This is a genomic window from Acidovorax sp. LjRoot204 (genome assembly GCF_056175785.1).
Window position 1 is genome coordinate 1 of sequence record NZ_JBGFFF010000010.1, and the last position, 15394, is coordinate 15394.

16 protein-coding genes are annotated in these 15394 nt (G+C 67.6%); 5 read left to right on the forward strand and 11 right to left on the reverse strand.

All coding sequences use genetic code 11. The features are described from left to right. Window positions 1-8 precede the first annotated feature (8 nt). A complete protein-coding gene (gene rpsT / locus AC04MI_RS03710; protein ID WP_056066666.1) occupies window positions 9-308 on the reverse strand; it encodes a 30S ribosomal protein S20 in 300 nt (99 codons plus the stop codon). Window positions 309-552: 244 nt separating this feature from the next. Between rpsT and murJ the strand changes: the two genes are divergently transcribed. After that, complete coding sequence (murJ, locus tag AC04MI_RS03715; protein ID WP_476497111.1) at window positions 553-2112, forward strand: murein biosynthesis integral membrane protein MurJ; 1560 nt, start codon at window positions 553-555, stop codon at window positions 2110-2112. A gap of 91 nt (window positions 2113-2203) precedes the next feature. Next, window positions 2204-3055 (forward strand): SirB1 family protein, encoded by an 852-nt coding sequence (locus AC04MI_RS03720; RefSeq protein ID WP_056066673.1) that lies wholly within the window; start codon window positions 2204-2206, stop codon window positions 3053-3055. A gap of 27 nt (window positions 3056-3082) precedes the next feature. Here AC04MI_RS03720 and AC04MI_RS03725 read toward each other — a convergent pair whose 3' ends face one another. Next, window positions 3083-3928, reverse strand: a complete 846-nt coding sequence (locus tag AC04MI_RS03725) for a ParB N-terminal domain-containing protein (RefSeq protein WP_056067077.1) — start codon at window positions 3926-3928, stop codon at window positions 3083-3085. Between the two features lie 96 nt (window positions 3929-4024). Then, window positions 4025-5065: a transporter gene (locus AC04MI_RS03730; RefSeq protein ID WP_476497113.1), complete on the reverse strand. Its 1041-nt coding sequence runs from the start codon at window positions 5063-5065 to the stop codon at window positions 4025-4027. A gap of 149 nt (window positions 5066-5214) precedes the next feature. Between AC04MI_RS03730 and ppk2 the strand changes: the two genes are divergently transcribed. Continuing rightward, window positions 5215-6129: a polyphosphate kinase 2 gene (gene ppk2 / locus AC04MI_RS03735; RefSeq protein WP_476497114.1), complete on the forward strand. Its 915-nt coding sequence runs from the start codon at window positions 5215-5217 to the stop codon at window positions 6127-6129. Here the strand turns inward: ppk2 and AC04MI_RS03740 are convergent. The 5 genes from AC04MI_RS03740 to AC04MI_RS03760 all read right to left on the reverse strand — a co-directional run bounded on the left by AC04MI_RS03740 (window position 6126) and on the right by AC04MI_RS03760 (window position 9349). Next, complete coding sequence (locus AC04MI_RS03740; protein WP_436077768.1) at window positions 6126-6554, reverse strand: DNA-binding transcriptional response regulator; 429 nt, start codon at window positions 6552-6554, stop codon at window positions 6126-6128. The genes ppk2 and AC04MI_RS03740 overlap by 4 nt on opposite strands. Continuing rightward, a complete protein-coding gene (locus AC04MI_RS03745; RefSeq protein ID WP_476497115.1) occupies window positions 6551-7057 on the reverse strand; it encodes a GAF domain-containing protein in 507 nt (168 codons plus the stop codon). The genes AC04MI_RS03740 and AC04MI_RS03745 overlap by 4 nt, the downstream gene beginning before the upstream one ends. A 92-nt stretch (window positions 7058-7149) precedes the next feature. Beyond that, window positions 7150-8145, reverse strand: a complete 996-nt coding sequence (locus AC04MI_RS03750) for a GlxA family transcriptional regulator (RefSeq protein ID WP_056748306.1) — start codon at window positions 8143-8145, stop codon at window positions 7150-7152. 29 nt (window positions 8146-8174) lie between these two features. Then, window positions 8175-8792, reverse strand: coding sequence for a DJ-1/PfpI family protein (locus tag AC04MI_RS03755; protein WP_436077769.1), 618 nt, complete (start codon window positions 8790-8792; stop codon window positions 8175-8177). Then, window positions 8789-9349 (reverse strand): cysteine hydrolase family protein, encoded by a 561-nt coding sequence (locus tag AC04MI_RS03760; protein ID WP_476497116.1) that lies wholly within the window; start codon window positions 9347-9349, stop codon window positions 8789-8791. Before AC04MI_RS03760 ends, AC04MI_RS03755 begins: the two co-directional genes overlap by 4 nt. Before the next feature lie 325 nt (window positions 9350-9674). On the opposite strand from AC04MI_RS03760, the gene AC04MI_RS03765 reads away from it, so the two are divergent. Continuing rightward, a complete protein-coding gene (locus tag AC04MI_RS03765; RefSeq protein WP_436077771.1) occupies window positions 9675-10796 on the forward strand; it encodes an extracellular catalytic domain type 1 short-chain-length polyhydroxyalkanoate depolymerase in 1122 nt (373 codons plus the stop codon). Between the two features lie 108 nt (window positions 10797-10904). Here AC04MI_RS03765 and AC04MI_RS03770 read toward each other — a convergent pair whose 3' ends face one another. From AC04MI_RS03770 to AC04MI_RS03780, 3 genes are all read right to left on the reverse strand, one after another. Further along, window positions 10905-12005: an AI-2E family transporter gene (locus tag AC04MI_RS03770; RefSeq protein WP_476497118.1), complete on the reverse strand. Its 1101-nt coding sequence runs from the start codon at window positions 12003-12005 to the stop codon at window positions 10905-10907. A 33-nt stretch (window positions 12006-12038) separates the two neighbouring features. Further along, complete coding sequence (gene purM, locus AC04MI_RS03775) at window positions 12039-13088, reverse strand: phosphoribosylformylglycinamidine cyclo-ligase (protein ID WP_476497120.1); 1050 nt, start codon at window positions 13086-13088, stop codon at window positions 12039-12041. 77 nt (window positions 13089-13165) lie between these two features. Beyond that, the gene (locus tag AC04MI_RS03780) at window positions 13166-14383 is read right to left on the reverse strand and encodes an MFS transporter (protein WP_476497121.1); all 1218 of its coding nucleotides are present in this window, start codon (window positions 14381-14383) and stop codon (window positions 13166-13168) included. Between the two features lie 268 nt (window positions 14384-14651). Between AC04MI_RS03780 and hda the strand changes: the two genes are divergently transcribed. Next, on the forward strand, window positions 14652-15350 hold the full coding sequence (hda, locus tag AC04MI_RS03785; RefSeq protein ID WP_056748298.1) for a DnaA regulatory inactivator Hda: 699 nt from the start codon (window positions 14652-14654) through the stop codon (window positions 15348-15350). Window positions 15351-15394 lie beyond the last annotated feature (44 nt).

Sequence of the window (15394 nt, forward strand, 5' to 3'; positions counted from 1 at the left end):
GAAGTGGGTCAGGCGGCCGTTGCCAGGGCTTTCACCTTGGCAGACAGACGGCTCTTGTCGCGAGCAGCCTTGTTCTTGTGGAAGATGCCCTTGTCAGCCACGGTGTCCACCACGGCTTGCATCTTGGCGAACAGTTCGGTCGCCTTGGTCTTGTCGCCAGCCAGAACAGCCTTTTCGACGTTCTTGACAGCGGTACGGTATTTGGAACGCAGCGAGGTGTTAGCAGCGTTGATCTTGACGTCCTGACGGACGCGCTTGCGGCCCGACGCCAGGCGCGGGTTCTTCTTCTTGGGTTTTGCGGATGCCATTGTTTAGTTCCTTGGGTCTGTGGATGATGCCAGCAAAGCCCGCGATTATAGCCCAGAGCCTTTCGTTGCGCCACTGCGACAACGCTTCACGCTCACCCCACCCACTTCCTGTTCGCCTCACACGCACCGTTCACAGTGGGTGATCCACTCCCTCAGGAAGGATCGTCCCTTGAAGCTTCTGCCGCCTCCTGGGGCCGCCCGGCCTGCTGCCAGTGCGCGCCTGCAAGCGCATACACTCCCGCCGGTGTCACTGTTCAAAGCCGCCTCCACCGTCTCCCTCTTGACCCTCGTCTCCCGCATCACCGGGCTGGTGCGCGAGTTGCTCATGGCCTCCGTGTTCGGGGTCAGTGCCATGACGGACGCCTTCAATGTGGCGTTCCGCATTCCCAACCTGTTCCGCCGGGTGCTGGGCGAGGGCGCTTTCAGCCAGGCTTTTGTGCCGGTGCTGGCTGCCACCCGGGCCGAGGACGGCGACGAGGGCGCCCGGGCGCTGATCGACCACGTGGGCACCTTGCTGGCCTGGACGCTGGTGCTGCTGTGCATCGCGGGCGTGCTGGGTGCGCCCTGGATGGTGTGGGCCATGGCCAGTGGGCTCCAGCCCCAGGGGTTTGACGCCGCAGTCACGATGACCCGCTGGATGTTCCCCTACATCGGCTTCATGTCGCTGGTGGCGCTGGCGGGSGGCATTCTCAACACGTGGAAGAAGTTTGCGGTGCCTGCAGCCTCGCCGGTGTTGCTCAACATTGCGCTCATCCTGTCCATCACGCTGGGCGCGCCCTTGTTTGCGCGCTATGGCATCGAGCCTATCTATGCGCAGGCRGCGGGCGTGATGCTGGGTGGCCTGCTGCAACTGGGCATCCAGGTGCCTGCGCTGCTGCGCCTGGGGCTGCTGCCCCGCATTGGCGTGCGCTGGTCCGCCATCCGCGCTGCGTGGGCGGACCCGACCACCCGCAAGGTGGCGCGCCTGATGCTGCCCGCCTTGCTGGGGGTGAGCGTGGCGCAGGTTTCGCTGCTCATCAATACGCAGATTGCCTCGCACCTGGCCACTGGCAGCGTGAGCTGGATCACCTATGCCGACCGCCTGATGGARCTSCCSACCGCSWTGCTGGGCGTGGCGCTGGGCGTGGTGCTGATGCCGCAGCTGGCCRGYGCCCGCGCCAAGCAGGACGACGAACGCTATTCGGCCATGCTCGACTGGGGGCTGCGGCTGGTGGTGGTGCTGTCGGTGCCCTGCATGGTGGCGCTGCTGGTGTTTGCCAAGCCCCTGGTGGCCGTGCTCTACCACTACGGCGCCTTTGCCGACCGGGACGTGCAGCAGACCACGCTGGCCCTGGCGGGCTACGGGGTTGGCATCGTGGGCATCGTGGCCATCAAGGTGCTGGCGCCGGGCTACTTTGCCARGCACGACATGCGCACGCCCATGCTGATTGCCGTGGCGGTGCTAGTGCTCACGCAGATGATGAACTTTGTGCTGGTGCCCTATTTGCAGCATGCGGCGCTGACGCTGTCGATTGGCGTGGGGGCGGTCATCAACGCTACCTGGCTGCTGGTGGGGCTGCTGCGGCGCGGTAGCTACCGGCCCTTGCCCGGCTGGGGGCGGTTTGCCTTGCAGGTGGTGGCGGCCAGCGCCTTGCTGGCAGTGCTGCTGGCGTGGGGTGCCCAGCATTTCGACTGGGTGGAAATGAAGGCGCAGCGCCTTCAGCGCATCGGCCTGCTGGCCGCGATGATGGCTGCAGCCGCAGTGCTGTACTTCGGCGCCCTGTGGGCGGCCGGCCTGAAGCTGCGCCAGCTGCTGCGCCGCTGAATATCTGCGGCAGGCCTGGACCCCGAAATACCCCGCAAAGCCCGCTCTTCTGTGGCTTGACGCCATGGCGACGGCCCCGTACAAAGCTGCCATGTCCTTGAGCCTTTCCGTGCCCACCTCGCTGGAGTACTTTGCATCTCTGGTGCAGAGCGACGACCACTTTCCGCTGCTCGAAGCCGCCGCCAGCCTCGCGCAGGATGAATACCCCGAGTTCGACGTGCAGCAACTGCTGGGCGATGTGGACCAGCTGCAGGCCCGCATCAAGCGCCGCCTGCCCGCCGATGCGCCGGCGCTGCAGCGGCTGCGCACGCTCAACCAGTTCTTTTTTGCCGACCTGGGTTTTGGCGGCAACATCAACAACTACTACGACCCAGAGAACAGCTACCTCAACGCCGTGCTGCGCACGCGCAGGGGCATTCCCATCAGCCTAGCTGTGCTGTGGATGGAGCTGGCGCAGGGGCTGGGCTTACATGCGCGGGGCATTGCGTTCCCGGGGCACTTCATGGTCAAGGTGCTGCTGCCCAAGGGCCAGGTGGTGCTGGACCCGATCTCGGGCCAGTCGCTCAGCCGCGAGGAGCTGGCCGAGCGGCTGGAGCCCTACAAGCGCCGCAATGGTCTGGTGGACGATTACGACGTACCGCTCGGCCTGTATCTGCAGGCCGCCACACCGCGCGACATCATTGCGCGCATGCTGCGCAACCTCAAGGAGGTGCACCGCACCCAGCAGGACTGGCAACGGCTGGTCGCCGTGCTGGACCGGTTGATCGTGTTGTTGCCCGAGGCCTGGGGCGAGCGCCGCGACCGGGGGCTGGCGCACGCCGAGCGTGGCAACACAGCCGAGGCGGTGGCCGACCTGGAGGCCTATCTGGCCCACAGCGAAGACGGGCTGGATCTCGACCTCATCGCCGACCGGCTGAGCGCGCTGCGCAACGCCAACGGCTGATGTCCGGTGCCTGACTCAAAAATAGGTTTAGAACGGCGTGCTGTCTGCAGGTAGCGCTGCCTGCAATTGCGCTACTTGACGGCGCAGCTCGGTGTTCTCCGCCGTCAGTTCCGCCACACGGATGCGCAGTGTGTGCAACTCGTCGCTGGCTGGAACGGAGTCCGTGGGGGTGTCTGCCGGGCTACCTTCTGCCGGAGCCTCCTCGCGCGGCTTGCGCTTGTTGAGTTCGCGCACGCGTTTGGCCGCCTGCTTGAGTTCGTCCTTGCCGGCCACGGCCGCTGCCACCTGTTCCTCGGCGGGCAGGGTGGCCACAGCGGCTGCGGCGTTGATGGAGATGGTGCCGGACTTCACAGCGGCCACCAGCTCGGGGGCCGCCTGTTTCTGGATCTTTTCGATCATCACCACCTGGCTGCTGCTCAGCCGCGCAGCCTTGGCAATGGCCTCGCGGCTGCTCAAAGGGTCGGGGGCGGGCAGGGCGGCTGCTGCCTCGGGCACGTCAGCCGTGGGGGTGGCTTCGGCGGTCTCTGTGGAGGTGGCTGCGCGGGCCTTGCGCTCGGCCATGATCTCGCGCTTGCGCAGGGCGAGCACGCCGCGCTGGAAATCCGACACGCTGCGGCGGCCCAGGTGCTGGTCGATCATCCACAGGTGCACGTCTTCCATCGTCTGAAAGCGCGGGTTCTGCACGGTCTGGAACGGCAGGCCATGTTTTTGGCAGATGCCGTAGCGGTTGTGCCCGTCCACCAGCACATCGCCCCACAGCACCAGTGCGTCGCGGCAGCCTTCGGTGAGGATGCTGCGTTCCAGTGCGTCGTGTTCGTCGGGGGTCAGGGGTTCGATGTAGGCTTTGAGTTCTTCGTTGACGACGATGTTCATGGTGGCAGGGGGTCCGGGGAGCTGGGCAAGGGGCGGCATTGTAGTGGGGCTTGCCACCGGGCCTGTCGGGCGATCGAACCTGCCGCACGGTCCCACCTACTGATCGCGCGTGCCTCGCAGGGCCAGCCAGCCCGCAACCGCCGTGAAAGCCGCCACCACGGCCACGATGATCCAGAAGCCGTGGCCGTTGTCGGCCAGCGGCACCCCGCCCACGTTCATCCCAAACAGGCCGGCCAGAATGTTGATGGGCAAGGCCAGCACGGTCACCACCGTCAGCACAAACAGGCTGCGGCTGTTGGCCTCCTGCACGCTGGCGGCGATTTCTTCCTGCAGCAGCTTGATGCGCTCCTGCAGGCCCTGCATGTCGCGCAGCACCACCGAAAACTCCTCGGTCGAATCGCGCAGCTCCTGTGCATCGTCGGCGCCCATCCACGCGGGCGGGTGCTGCAGCAGGCGAAACAGCGCTGCCGGCTCGGGCGCCAGCAGSCGCTGCAGYCGCACCAGCARGCGTCGCAGCACACCCAGCCGCGCGCGCTTGTGGTCCAGGCGCCCGGCCAGCAGTGCGTCTTCTACATCGTCGATGCGTTGTGTCACGCCCCGCACGATGTCCACCAGGCCCGAGGCCTGGGTGCGCATCAGCTCGGCCAGCAGCGCCACGCTGGAGCAGGGGGCATTGCCGGTGCGCACGGCAGTGCGCAGCACGTCCACCGACCGCAGCGGGCGCGTGCGGCCGGTCACCATCAGGTGCGGCGCCACGCTGGTCCACAGGGTCGCAATGTCCGAAGGCTCGAACGCAAAATCAAAGTGTGCGTCGTTGAGCACGGCAATCAGCGTGTCGTCGTCGCGCTCGATGCGGGTCGATACCGAGCGGTCCTTCAGCGCATCAAAAAAGGCTTCCGGCAGATGGGCGTGCCGCTCCATCCAGCGCACCGCCTGCGCGTGGCTCAGGTTGAAGTGAAGCCACAGAAACTGCCCTGACGGCGCGGCGCCTGCCTGCAGGCCGGCCAGCCATTGCGCGGCCTGGGCCGAATCCACCTCCTGCGGCGGGGTGTYGGTACCCAGCAGGTAGCCGCAGATCAGCCCGGCGGCATCTCCGCCGTAGTTCAGGCTGGCGTTGGGGGCGAGGGGATTTGACAAAGCGGCGGGGTGGTCTGCGGGCGGCACGGCCTCGCATGCTGGCCTCTGGGCATGACAGCGTTGTGACAGATCACACCAGTGTCATGGCGCTGTCACTGCAGCGGTCCACCATCGCGCATCTGATTTGCACTACCGCCGGATGCTTGCCCATGTTCTACAACAACGCCCTTGACACGCAGGAGCTGATGCAACGCATCGCCMRCGACYTSATCGACAGCTACGACGAAGAGCTSGAACTGGAGATCGARGACCGCGAGGTCGATGACATCGGCGCCCCCAGCCCTGGCGACAAGCTGGCGCGCCAGCAGTACTTCAAGGACCTGTTCCGCCTGCAGGGCGARYTSGTSAAGCTGCAGGACTGGGTGCAGCACAGYMGSCAGAAGGTGGTSATYCTKTTCGAGGGSCGCGAYGCGGCGGGCAAGGGSGGCGTCATCAAGCGCATCACGCAGCGCCTGAACCCSCGYGTGGCCCGSGTGGCSGCRCTGCCYGCRCCCAACGACCGMGAGCGCACGCAGTGGTACTTYCAGCGCTAYGYMGCGCACCTGCCKGCKGCSGGCGAGATGGTGCTGTTYGACCGCAGYTGGTACAACCGCGCGGGCGTTGAGCGGGTGATGGGCTTTTGCTCCGACGACGAATACGAAGAGTTCTTCCGCACCGTGCCCGAGTTTGAAAAGATGCTGGTGCGTTCGGGTATCACGCTGGTCAAATACTGGTTCTCCATCACCGATGAAGAGCAGCACCTGCGCTTTCTGGGCCGCATTCACGACCCGCTCAAGCAATGGAAGCTCAGCCCCATGGACCTGGAAAGCCGCSKSCGCTGGGAGGMCTACACCAAGGCCAAGGAAACGATGCTGGAGCGCACCCACATCACCGAAGCACCCTGGTGGGTGGTGCAGGCGGTRGACAAGAARAAGGCGCGSCTGAACTGCATTGCGCACCTGCTGTCTCAGCTGCCCTACCAGGAGGTGCCACACCCGCCCGTGGTGCTGCCCGACCGCGTGCGCAACCCCGAGTATTTGCGCCAGCCCGTGCCTGCCAGCATGTACGTGCCGGAGATCTACTAAGACACCTGGCGCGCGCCCTGCGGGGCCGAGGGAGGCTGAGTGTCCTTCAGCAGTGCAATGGTGGCGATCACATCCCGCACCTTGAAGGGCTTGATCAGCACCCGCCGCACCTGCAGGGCCTTCATCTTCACGGCGGTGGAGGCATCGACCTGCGTGGTCGTCACCGCCACCGGCACATTGGCATTGACGGCCAGCGTGTCGTTGCGGACCTGCTCCAGCAGCGCGATAGCCTCTTGTTCTTGCTCGTCAATTGAGACGATCACACCCGCAAAGTCCTGGTGTGTCAACCGCTGATGGGCCATGCGCACGCTGTTCACCTGCCGCACGGCGGGCAGGTTCAGTTGACGCGCCGTGGCCACAATGATGCTGCCGGTCAGCGAGCTGGGTTCGATCAGCAGGATGTCCTGGGGGCTGTGGTCACTCATGGGGCCGAGGCTCCCTGCTGGCGCCGGRCCAGCTCTTCCACTGCCAGGTCGCGCAGCGAGCCCAGGATGGCCAGATCGATGTCGTCCAGGGTGCGCGGTTTGTTATCGATCAGGCACAGCGTGCCTACGTTCTGCCCGCCCGGCAGCTTGAGCGGGGCGCCGGCATAGAACTGGATGTGGGGCTCGCCGGTGACCAGCGGGTTGCCGATGAAGCGCTCGTCCTGGTTCACATCGGGCACGACCATGATGTCGTCTTGCAGGATGGCGTGGCCGCAGAACGAGATGCCCCGCGAGGTCTCGCACTGGTTCATGCCCAACCGTGACTTGAACCACTGGCGGCCGTCGTCGATGAGTGACAGCAAAACCGTGGGCACATCGAACTCCTGCGCGGCAAAGGCCGTCAGGCGGTCAAACCGCTCCTCGGGGGGCGTATCCAGAATCAGCAGCTGGCGCAGGGCCTGCAGGCGGTCAGGCTCGTTGGCGGGGCGGGGTGGTTCTTGCATGGTGGCGACCCGGCGGGTGGTGCGGCAAAGGGCTTGATTATGGGCGGGTGCCGTGTCGCGTGCATCGCGCGGCATAACACCGGACTGGTCCCTCAGTGGCTGCGCGCACTGCCCTGTGATGGCGTGCCGCCGCGCCCGAACTGGTGCCAGGCCCGGCGCAGCTGCGTGTCGGAGCTGAACCCCGCCATCAGCGCTGCCTGCGTCACGTTCTGTCCGGACCGCAGCGCGGCCTCGGCCGTGGCCAGGCGGATGCGGCGCAGGTATTGCAGCGGGGCGATGCCCGCATGTTCCAGAAACAGCCGCGTCAGATGCCGGGGTGAGGTGTGGGCCACCTCGGCCATCTGCGGCACGCTCCAGTCGGCCTGGGGCTGTTGGCCCACGGCGTCCTGCACGCGGTGCAGGGCCGGATGCAGGTGGTTGCGGTGGTGCAGAAAGGGTGAGAACTCCGGGTCGTTGGGCCCCCGGCGCAGGGCCACCACCATGGCCTGTGCCACCTGCGCGGCCAGCGCGGGGCCGCAGGTGTCCGAGATGCGGTGCAGCAACAGGTCGATGCCTGTGGTCACGCCCGCGCTGCTGTACACGGCGCCGTCGGCCACAAACACGCGGTTGGCCACCACGTCGCAGCGCGGGTCCACGGCGGCCAACTCGTCCAGATGCTGGTGGTGGGTGGTGGCGCGGCGCCCCGTCAGCAGGCCGGCATGGGCGGCCAGCACCGAGCCCGCGCACACGGTGATCAGCTCCAGCTGCCCCGCCACGGGCCGCAGCCCGCGCAGCCAGTGCAGCAGCGCGCGGGCCTCGTCGCCGTCCACCGCGATGTGTTGCCCGGCCAGGCCCACCAGCACCACCCAGGCGGGGCTGGGCAGGGTGGCAGGCAGCGGCTCCAGCTGGGTCAGCACGGCACCTACCGACGAGACAGACTCGGGCGTGGGGCTCACAAAGTGCTGCACAAACCGCTCGGGCTGGCCTTGCTTGGCCAGGGTCTGATTGGCGATGCGCAGCGCTTCGGCCGGGCCCGCCCAGTCCAGCACCAGGCTGCCCGGCAGCAGGGCGAAATAGACGTGGATGGGGGACGAGGCCGGGTTCTGCATCGATGGTTTTGGGTCAGGCTAAAAGCGTGTCAGGGCTGGGGGTTCCAGGGCGTGTCCATCTGGCGGGCCGTGCGCTCGGACAGCGCCGCGCCCAGCAGCCGGGTGACCAGGTGCAGGCTCATGTCGATGCCAGCGCTGATGCCAGCGGATGTGACCAGCGCGCCCCGGTCCACCCAGCGCACATTCTCCTGCACGTCGAGCGTGGGGTACTGCGTGCGCAGGTCGGCGGTGTCCTCCCAGTGGGTGGTTGCCGGGCCTTCGGTCAGCACACTGGCTGCGGCCAGGATGAAGGCCCCTGTGCACACCGAGGCCGTGATCTGCGCACGGCCTGCCGCCTGGGCGACCCAGGCGCGGGTGGCAGGGCAGGCCGCAGCGGCATCGACCACGCCGCCGGGCACGATCAGCACATCGGGCGCGGTGGCGCTGGCAAAGTCCGCATCGGGCAACACGCGCAAACCCGCCCGGGCGCGCACCGGGTCCAGGCTGCGGGCCACGCACTGCACCACAAACGGTGCAGGCGCGCCGGGATGTTGCCGCTGGTGCATGCGGCTGGCAGTGGTGAAGACCTCATAGGGCCCGCCCAGGTCCAGGGCCTCCACGTCGTCGAACACCAGGATGGCGACCTGCAATGGCTGGGCGCTGCTCATGCGGCCGCCCGGTCCAGCGCCTGTTGCACGGTGCACAGGGTCGCAAAGCGGCCTTGCAGCACGGTGGCGGTGCGGGTCTTGATGTCGGCCGCCGCCAGCACCTGGCCGTCGGGCTGCACCATGTCCCAGGTCAGCGTGGCATCGGTCACGTAGTCCACGTCCCAGCCCAGGTCSGASGCGTGGCGSGYGGTGGTTTCGCAGCATTGYTCGGTSCGGATGCCGCTCACGATCAGGCGCCGGATGCCATGGCGTGTCAGCCACACATCGAGGCCCGTGCCCACCAACGCGCTGTGGCGCGACTTGGTGAAGGTGGCTGCTGCGTCGAAGGTGGCCAAGCCTTTCAGCGGCCTCACCTGGCCCGAGGCCTGCGAAAACGGGTTCTCGGCGACTTCGGGGCCGTCGCTGTGGAACACACGCAGCACCGGGATACTCTGGGCGACACACCCGTCGATCAGCGCGTTCTGCGCTTGCAGGTAGGCAGGCAGGTCGTGTTCGGTGAAAAAGGGACGGTGGCGGAACGATTCCTGGACATCAATCACTATCAGACAGGTTTTCATGGTGTGCTCACAGAGGCAGTGGTTTGGATGTGCTTATGTTCGCTGCAAAGCGGCCGACGGTCCGAACTGACGGAGACAGGATTCGATCAATTTCAGCCATCATTCTGTGGCGAATGACGGGCCTGGCTGGCGCCCCCAGCCCATTTCAGGTGCCGCGCTGACCCTGTGAAGCGGGTTTTGGAGTCATATCAGCGTTATGCGACGGTACATATTGCCTTTCAAGCTATCAAAGACATAGCGCTATCCGAGCTATGCGGGAAGCTGTTAAGGTGACTAGGGTTTTCCCTTGTCTTTGAACATCGACCGCCAGACCACCTGCCCGCCTATGCCCCGCCGCTCCCGCCTGTTCTCGCTGTCGTCCCTGACGCGGGCCTACCAGCGCAATCTCAAGGCCTTCGCGCGGGCTGCGCGGGCCAGCACCCGGCCGGTGCGGGCCAAGGCAGCGTCCAAACTGCGGACAGCGCCGCGCAAGGCGGCGGTTGCCAAGATGCCCTCCACGGCCCGCACACCGCGCCCCGCAGGCAAGCCGGTGCCGTCACGGGGCGAGTGGATGTCTGGCGTGGCCCCCGGCCCGGCGGGGGCGCGGCGGTTTCATGCCTATGTGCCTGCCGGGCTGGCCCTGCGCCCGGGCGAAAAGCTGCCGCTGCTGGTCATGCTGCACGGCTGCGGCCAGACGGGGCGGGACATTGCCGCCGTGTCGCGCATGAACCGGCTGGCGGCGCGCCATCGGTTTGTGGTGCTGTACCCCGAGCAGGAGCGCATGGCCAACGCCCACGGCTGCTGGAACTGGTTTGAACGCCGCAATGGCCGGGCCGAGGCCGAAGCCGCCACGCTGCTGGCCGCCGTGGACAAGGTGGCGCGCCGCCTGCCGGTGGACCTGGCGCGGGTGGCGGTGGCCGGGTTGTCGGCAGGCGCCAGCATGGCGGTGCTGATGGCGGCGCTTTACCCCCACCGGTTCTGCGCGGTGGCCATGCATTCCGGTGTGGCGCCCGGCACGGCCGAATCCGCCGCTACGGCCCTGGCGGCCATGCATGGCCGCCGCGAGGCCCATCTGCCGGACCCTCCTGCGGTTGCCGCTGCGGTCGCACCGACGGACGCTACCGTACTGCCCGTCAGCGCCCCTGCGGCCTTACCACCGCTGTTGATCGTGCATGGCGATGCCGATGGTGTGGTGTCGGTGCGCAACGCGGCGGCGACCGCCTTGTTGTGGGCCGGTGCGTTGGGGGCGCGGGCGGGTGCCATCCGCACCTTGCAGAGGGGCCAGCGATACCCCATGCGGGTGACCGAATTCAAGGCCCGGGGCCGTACCGTGGTGGCGCTGCGTGAGGTGGTCGGGCTGGCCCATGCCTGGAGCGGCGGCGCCGCGCAGTTGCCCTACAGCGACCCGGCCGGGCCCGATGCGTCGGCGCTCATCTGGGCCTTTGCGGCCCGTCAATTCGCAAAATAGTCAAAAAAATGGCCGCAAGCGCTAGTGCTGATTGTGCTTGCTGCTATCAAAAAGTGACTATCCGTGCGGGTGGCTCCGGGGGGGYCGCAGGCCACTGCCCGGCTGCGGTCACACCAGCCGAGCGGCCACCAGTTCCTTCTTGAGGTACGCATAGAAMAGCGGCGCCGCCACCAGCCCSGMMGGGCCRAACACSGCCTCGGCCACGAACATCACSSTCAGMAGCTCCCACACSCSCATCTGSGTGCGGCKGCCSACCACCTTGGCGTTGATCACRTATTCGGCCTTGTGGATCAGGATCAAAAACCCCAGGCAGGCGGCGGCCGCCAGCGGCGACACCGAAAGCCCCACGATGGTGATCACCACGTTGCACACCAGGTTRCCCACGATGGGCACAAGSCCSGCCACGAAGGTSARSGTGAYCAGSRCCGGCGTGTAAGGCAGCTGCAGCCCCCACACCGGCAGCACGAACAGCAGGAASAGGGCGGTSAGCAGSGTGTTGAASGCCGCGATCCAGAACTGCGCCGCCACGATCTGGCGGAACGCCTCGCCAAACAGCGTGATGCGCAGCTTGAGCTGCTGGGCCAGCGGGCCGCGCGCCAGCACCGGCGGGCGCACGGCGGCAAGCGCGCCGATGAGCAGGCCCACATAGGCAAACAGCACACCGGCTAGCCAGGCCCGCCCCGCCATGGCCAGCGCACCGGCCTTGGCGCCCAGATAGCTGGCAATGATGCGCTGGATGTCGGCCACGCCCTCGGGCAGGTGGGAGGCCATGTCGGCGGGCAGCTTCAGGCGCAGCTCCAGCACCGTGCGGGCCATGTAGGTGAGCAGTTCCTGGTACTGCTGCGGTGCGCTGACCAGGTAGCCACGCGAATGGGTCAGGCCCAGCGCCAGCAGCGCCAGGGGCAGCAGCATCACCAGACCAGCGGCCGTGACCTGGGCCACGCGCAGGCTGGTGGGGGATGGGGCGGCTTGGCGCTGGATCCGGCCCAGCCCCGCTGCAAACCAGCCCGTGAGCGCCCGGGTGAGCAAAAAGCCCAGGCACACACACAGCAGGCCGGGCAGCAGGCCACGCCACATCACCAGCAGCAGCGCAGCGGCCACCAGCAGATAGCTGGCCACCACGATGCCCTGGTTCAGGGCGCGCGGGGGCAGGGTGGTGGGCGTGGGCTCAGGTTGCGCTGAGGGGGGTGGAGCGGGGCGCTGCGCCATGCGCGGTGAGGGGGCGGTGTTGCTGGCCGGGTATCAAGCCACCACCACGGCGGCGCCTTCGCCACGCGCTGCGATCGTGCCAATCGCGTAGACCTGTTCACCGGCAGCTCGCAGCGTGGCGGCCGTGGCTTCGGCGTTGGCCGCATCCACCACCACCACCATGCCGATGCCGTTGTTGAAGGTGCGGTTCATCTCGATGTCGTCGATGCCCGCCGTCTTCTGCAGCCAGGCGAACAGCTCGGTCTGGGGCCAGCTGCCCTTCTTCAGGTGCGCGGCGGTGCCGTCGGGCAGCACGCGGGGGATGTTCTCSAGCARRCCRCCGCCCGTGATGTGGGCCAGKGCCTTGATSGGGTGAGCGGCCAGCGCGGCCAGCACGTTCTTCACGTACAGGCGGGTGGGCTCCATGATGGCTTGCTTGAAGGGCTTGCCGTCCAGCGTGGCGGGCACGGTGCCCTGGCTTTCAGCGCGGTCAATGCACTTGCGCACCAGCGAGAAGCCATTGGAGTGCACGCCGTGGCTGGCCAGGCCCAGCACCACGTCGCCAGGGGCCACGTCCTTGCCGGTCAGGATCTTGGACTTTTCGACTGCGCCCACGGCAAAGCCGGCCAGGTCGTATTCGCCCGCCGGGTACATACCGGGCATTTCGGCCGTTTCGCCGCCGATCAGCGCACAACCGGAGAGTTCGCAGCCCTTGGCGATGCCGCCGACCACGGCCGCAGCTGTGTCCACGTCGAGCTTGCCGCAGGCAAAGTAGTCCAGGAAGAACAGGGGCTCGGCGCCCTGCACCAGCACGTCGTTCACGCTCATGGCCACCAGGTCGATGCCSACSGTGTCGTGCATGTTCCATTCRAASGCCAGCTTGAGCTTGGTGCCCACGCCRTCGGTGCCRSWSACCAGCACSGGCTCCTTGTAGCGCTTGGGCACYTCRAACAGCGCGCCAAAGCCGCCGATGCCSGCCAGCACGCCTTCGCGCAKGGTCTTCTTGGCSAGCGGCTTGATGCGSTCGACCAGKGCGTCGCCCGCGTCGATGTCAACGCCGGCGTCTTTGTAGGAGATGGGGGTGGAGGGGGCAGAAGAGCTCATGGGTGGTGTGGTGCTGGTAGGCCCGCCGGGCGGGCTGGAATCCGGGGATTTTAAGGGGCACGCTCAGGCCCACCACCTCAGCCCTGCGGTACTGGGGGCTTTGGTGTGCGGCCGTGCCGGGCAGATTGCACCAACACACCCGCCAGCGCCAGCGTGGCAAACAGGATTCCGGCACCAAACGTGGCACTGGCGCCCAGCCGGTCCCACAGCAGGCCTRCCAGGCCGCTGGCCACCAGCAGCGCCACGCCGCTGACCAGGTTGAACATGCCAAACGCCGTGCCCCGCAGGTCGGCCGGTGCGGTGTCGGCCACCATGGTGGCCAGCAGCCCCTGCGTCATGGCCATGTGCAGGCCCCATAGCGCAATCCCCAGCCAGGCGGCGGCGCCCCGGTCGCTGAAGGCCAGCAGCGCATCGGCAGCGATCAGCGCTACCAGCCCCCAGGCCAGCAGCGTGGTGTGGCGGGTGCTGTCTGCCAGTTTGCCCAGCGGGTAGGCGCCCAGTGCAAACACCACGTTCATCAGCACCAGCACCAGGGGCGTCCAGGCCAGCGGCAGGCCACCCTGTTGCACGCGCAGCACCAAAAATGCCTCGCTGAAGCGTGCCAGCGTGAACACGGCGCCCAGCGCCACCACCCACCAGTAGGCGCCACCCAGGCGGCGCAGGTTCTCGCGACGGATGGGGTTGGTGCGCACGGCGCTGGCGGCGCGCTCGGGCTCGCGCACGCCCACCAGGAGCAGTGCCACGCACAGGGCGGCCGGAATCACGGCCACCCAGAACACGGCGCGGAAGTCATTGGCCCACAGCAGCATCAGCCCCATGGCCAGCAGTGGGCCCAAAAAGGCGCCCACGGTGTCCAGGGACTGCCGCAGCCCGAATGCTGCGCCCCGCATGCCGGGCGGCGCAAGGTCGGCCACCAGCGCGTCGCGCGGCGCGCCGCGTATGCCCTTGCCCACCCGGTCGAGCAGGCGCGCCATGACCACCAGGCCCACGGTGGGCGCGATGGCAAACAGGGGTTTGGACAGTGCCCCGAGCCCGTAGCCGAGCACCGCCAGCGGCTTGCGCCGCCCCCACCAGTCGCTCAACACCCCCGAAAACACCTTGAGTACCAGCGCTGTGGCCTCGGCCGCGCCCTCGATCAGGCCCACCGCGAGCATGCTCACGCCCAGCGTGGTGACCAGGAACACCGGCAGCAGGCTGTGGATCATCTCGGACGACACGTCCATCAACAGGCTGACGAAGCCCAGCGCCCAGATGCTGGCGGGCAGGCGCTTGGCGGGGGCGGCGGGAGGTGTCATGGTGCAAGGCAGGGGACGGTGGTGCCGGGCGGCGGCCCAGGGGGCTGGCAGCAGACTAAAATCGCGGCCATTGTCGCCCAGCCCCTGCGAGGGAGCCGGTCGGTGACCACGCGCCGTATGCCACTTTGTCGCCGCGCCTGGCCGCAGTCATCGACGGCCCGGTGCCTTCCCACCCACTTGTGATGCCGCTGCTGACCCTCTTCCTGACCGCCGCTTCCGCACCTTCCGCCACGGTTCAGCCTGTACTGTGCGGGCGCCGCGCATGACGATGAAGCAACTGGCGCTGGACATCGGCCTGGCCACCGGGCCCACCCTGGACCGTTTTTTTGCCGGGCCCAACGAGGCCGCGCTGCAGCACCTGCGCCTGGCCGCCGGGGCGGGCAGCAGTGAAGCCACCCGCTCCCCGGTGCCCACCTACCTCTGGGGCGAGCCGGGCAGCGGCAAGACCCATTTGCTCCAGGCCGTGCGCCAGGCCCTGCGCGAGCAGGGCTCCAGCGTGGGCTGGCTCGACCCCTCGGTGGGTGAGCCGCCAGACTTTGACGAGCGCTGGGCCGCCGTGGTCATGGACGACGTGCACCTGTACAGCACCGCCCAGCAGGCCACGGCCTTCAACTGGTTCGTCAATGCCATCAGCCCCGCCAGCGGTAGCCAGCGCTGGGTGCTGGCGGCTGGCGATCTGCCCCCCGCCGACTTGCCGCTGCGCGACGACCTGCGCAGCCGTCTGGGCTGGGGCCATGTGTTCCAGCTGCAACTGCTGGGCGAGGCCGAGCGCCGCGCCGTGCTGCGCCAGGAGGCCGATGCGCGCGGCGTGTTCCTGGGCGACGAAGTCATGGACTACATGCTCAACCGCTTTTCGCGCGACCTGGGCAGCCTGATGCAGCTGCTGGACCAGCTCGACGCCTTTGCCCTGCGCACCCAGCGTGCCATCACGATTCCGCTGCTCAAGACAATGCTCGAGTCGGAATAAAAAATGAGGGACAACCCCCTGAGCGGCTGCGCCGCTTCCCCCTT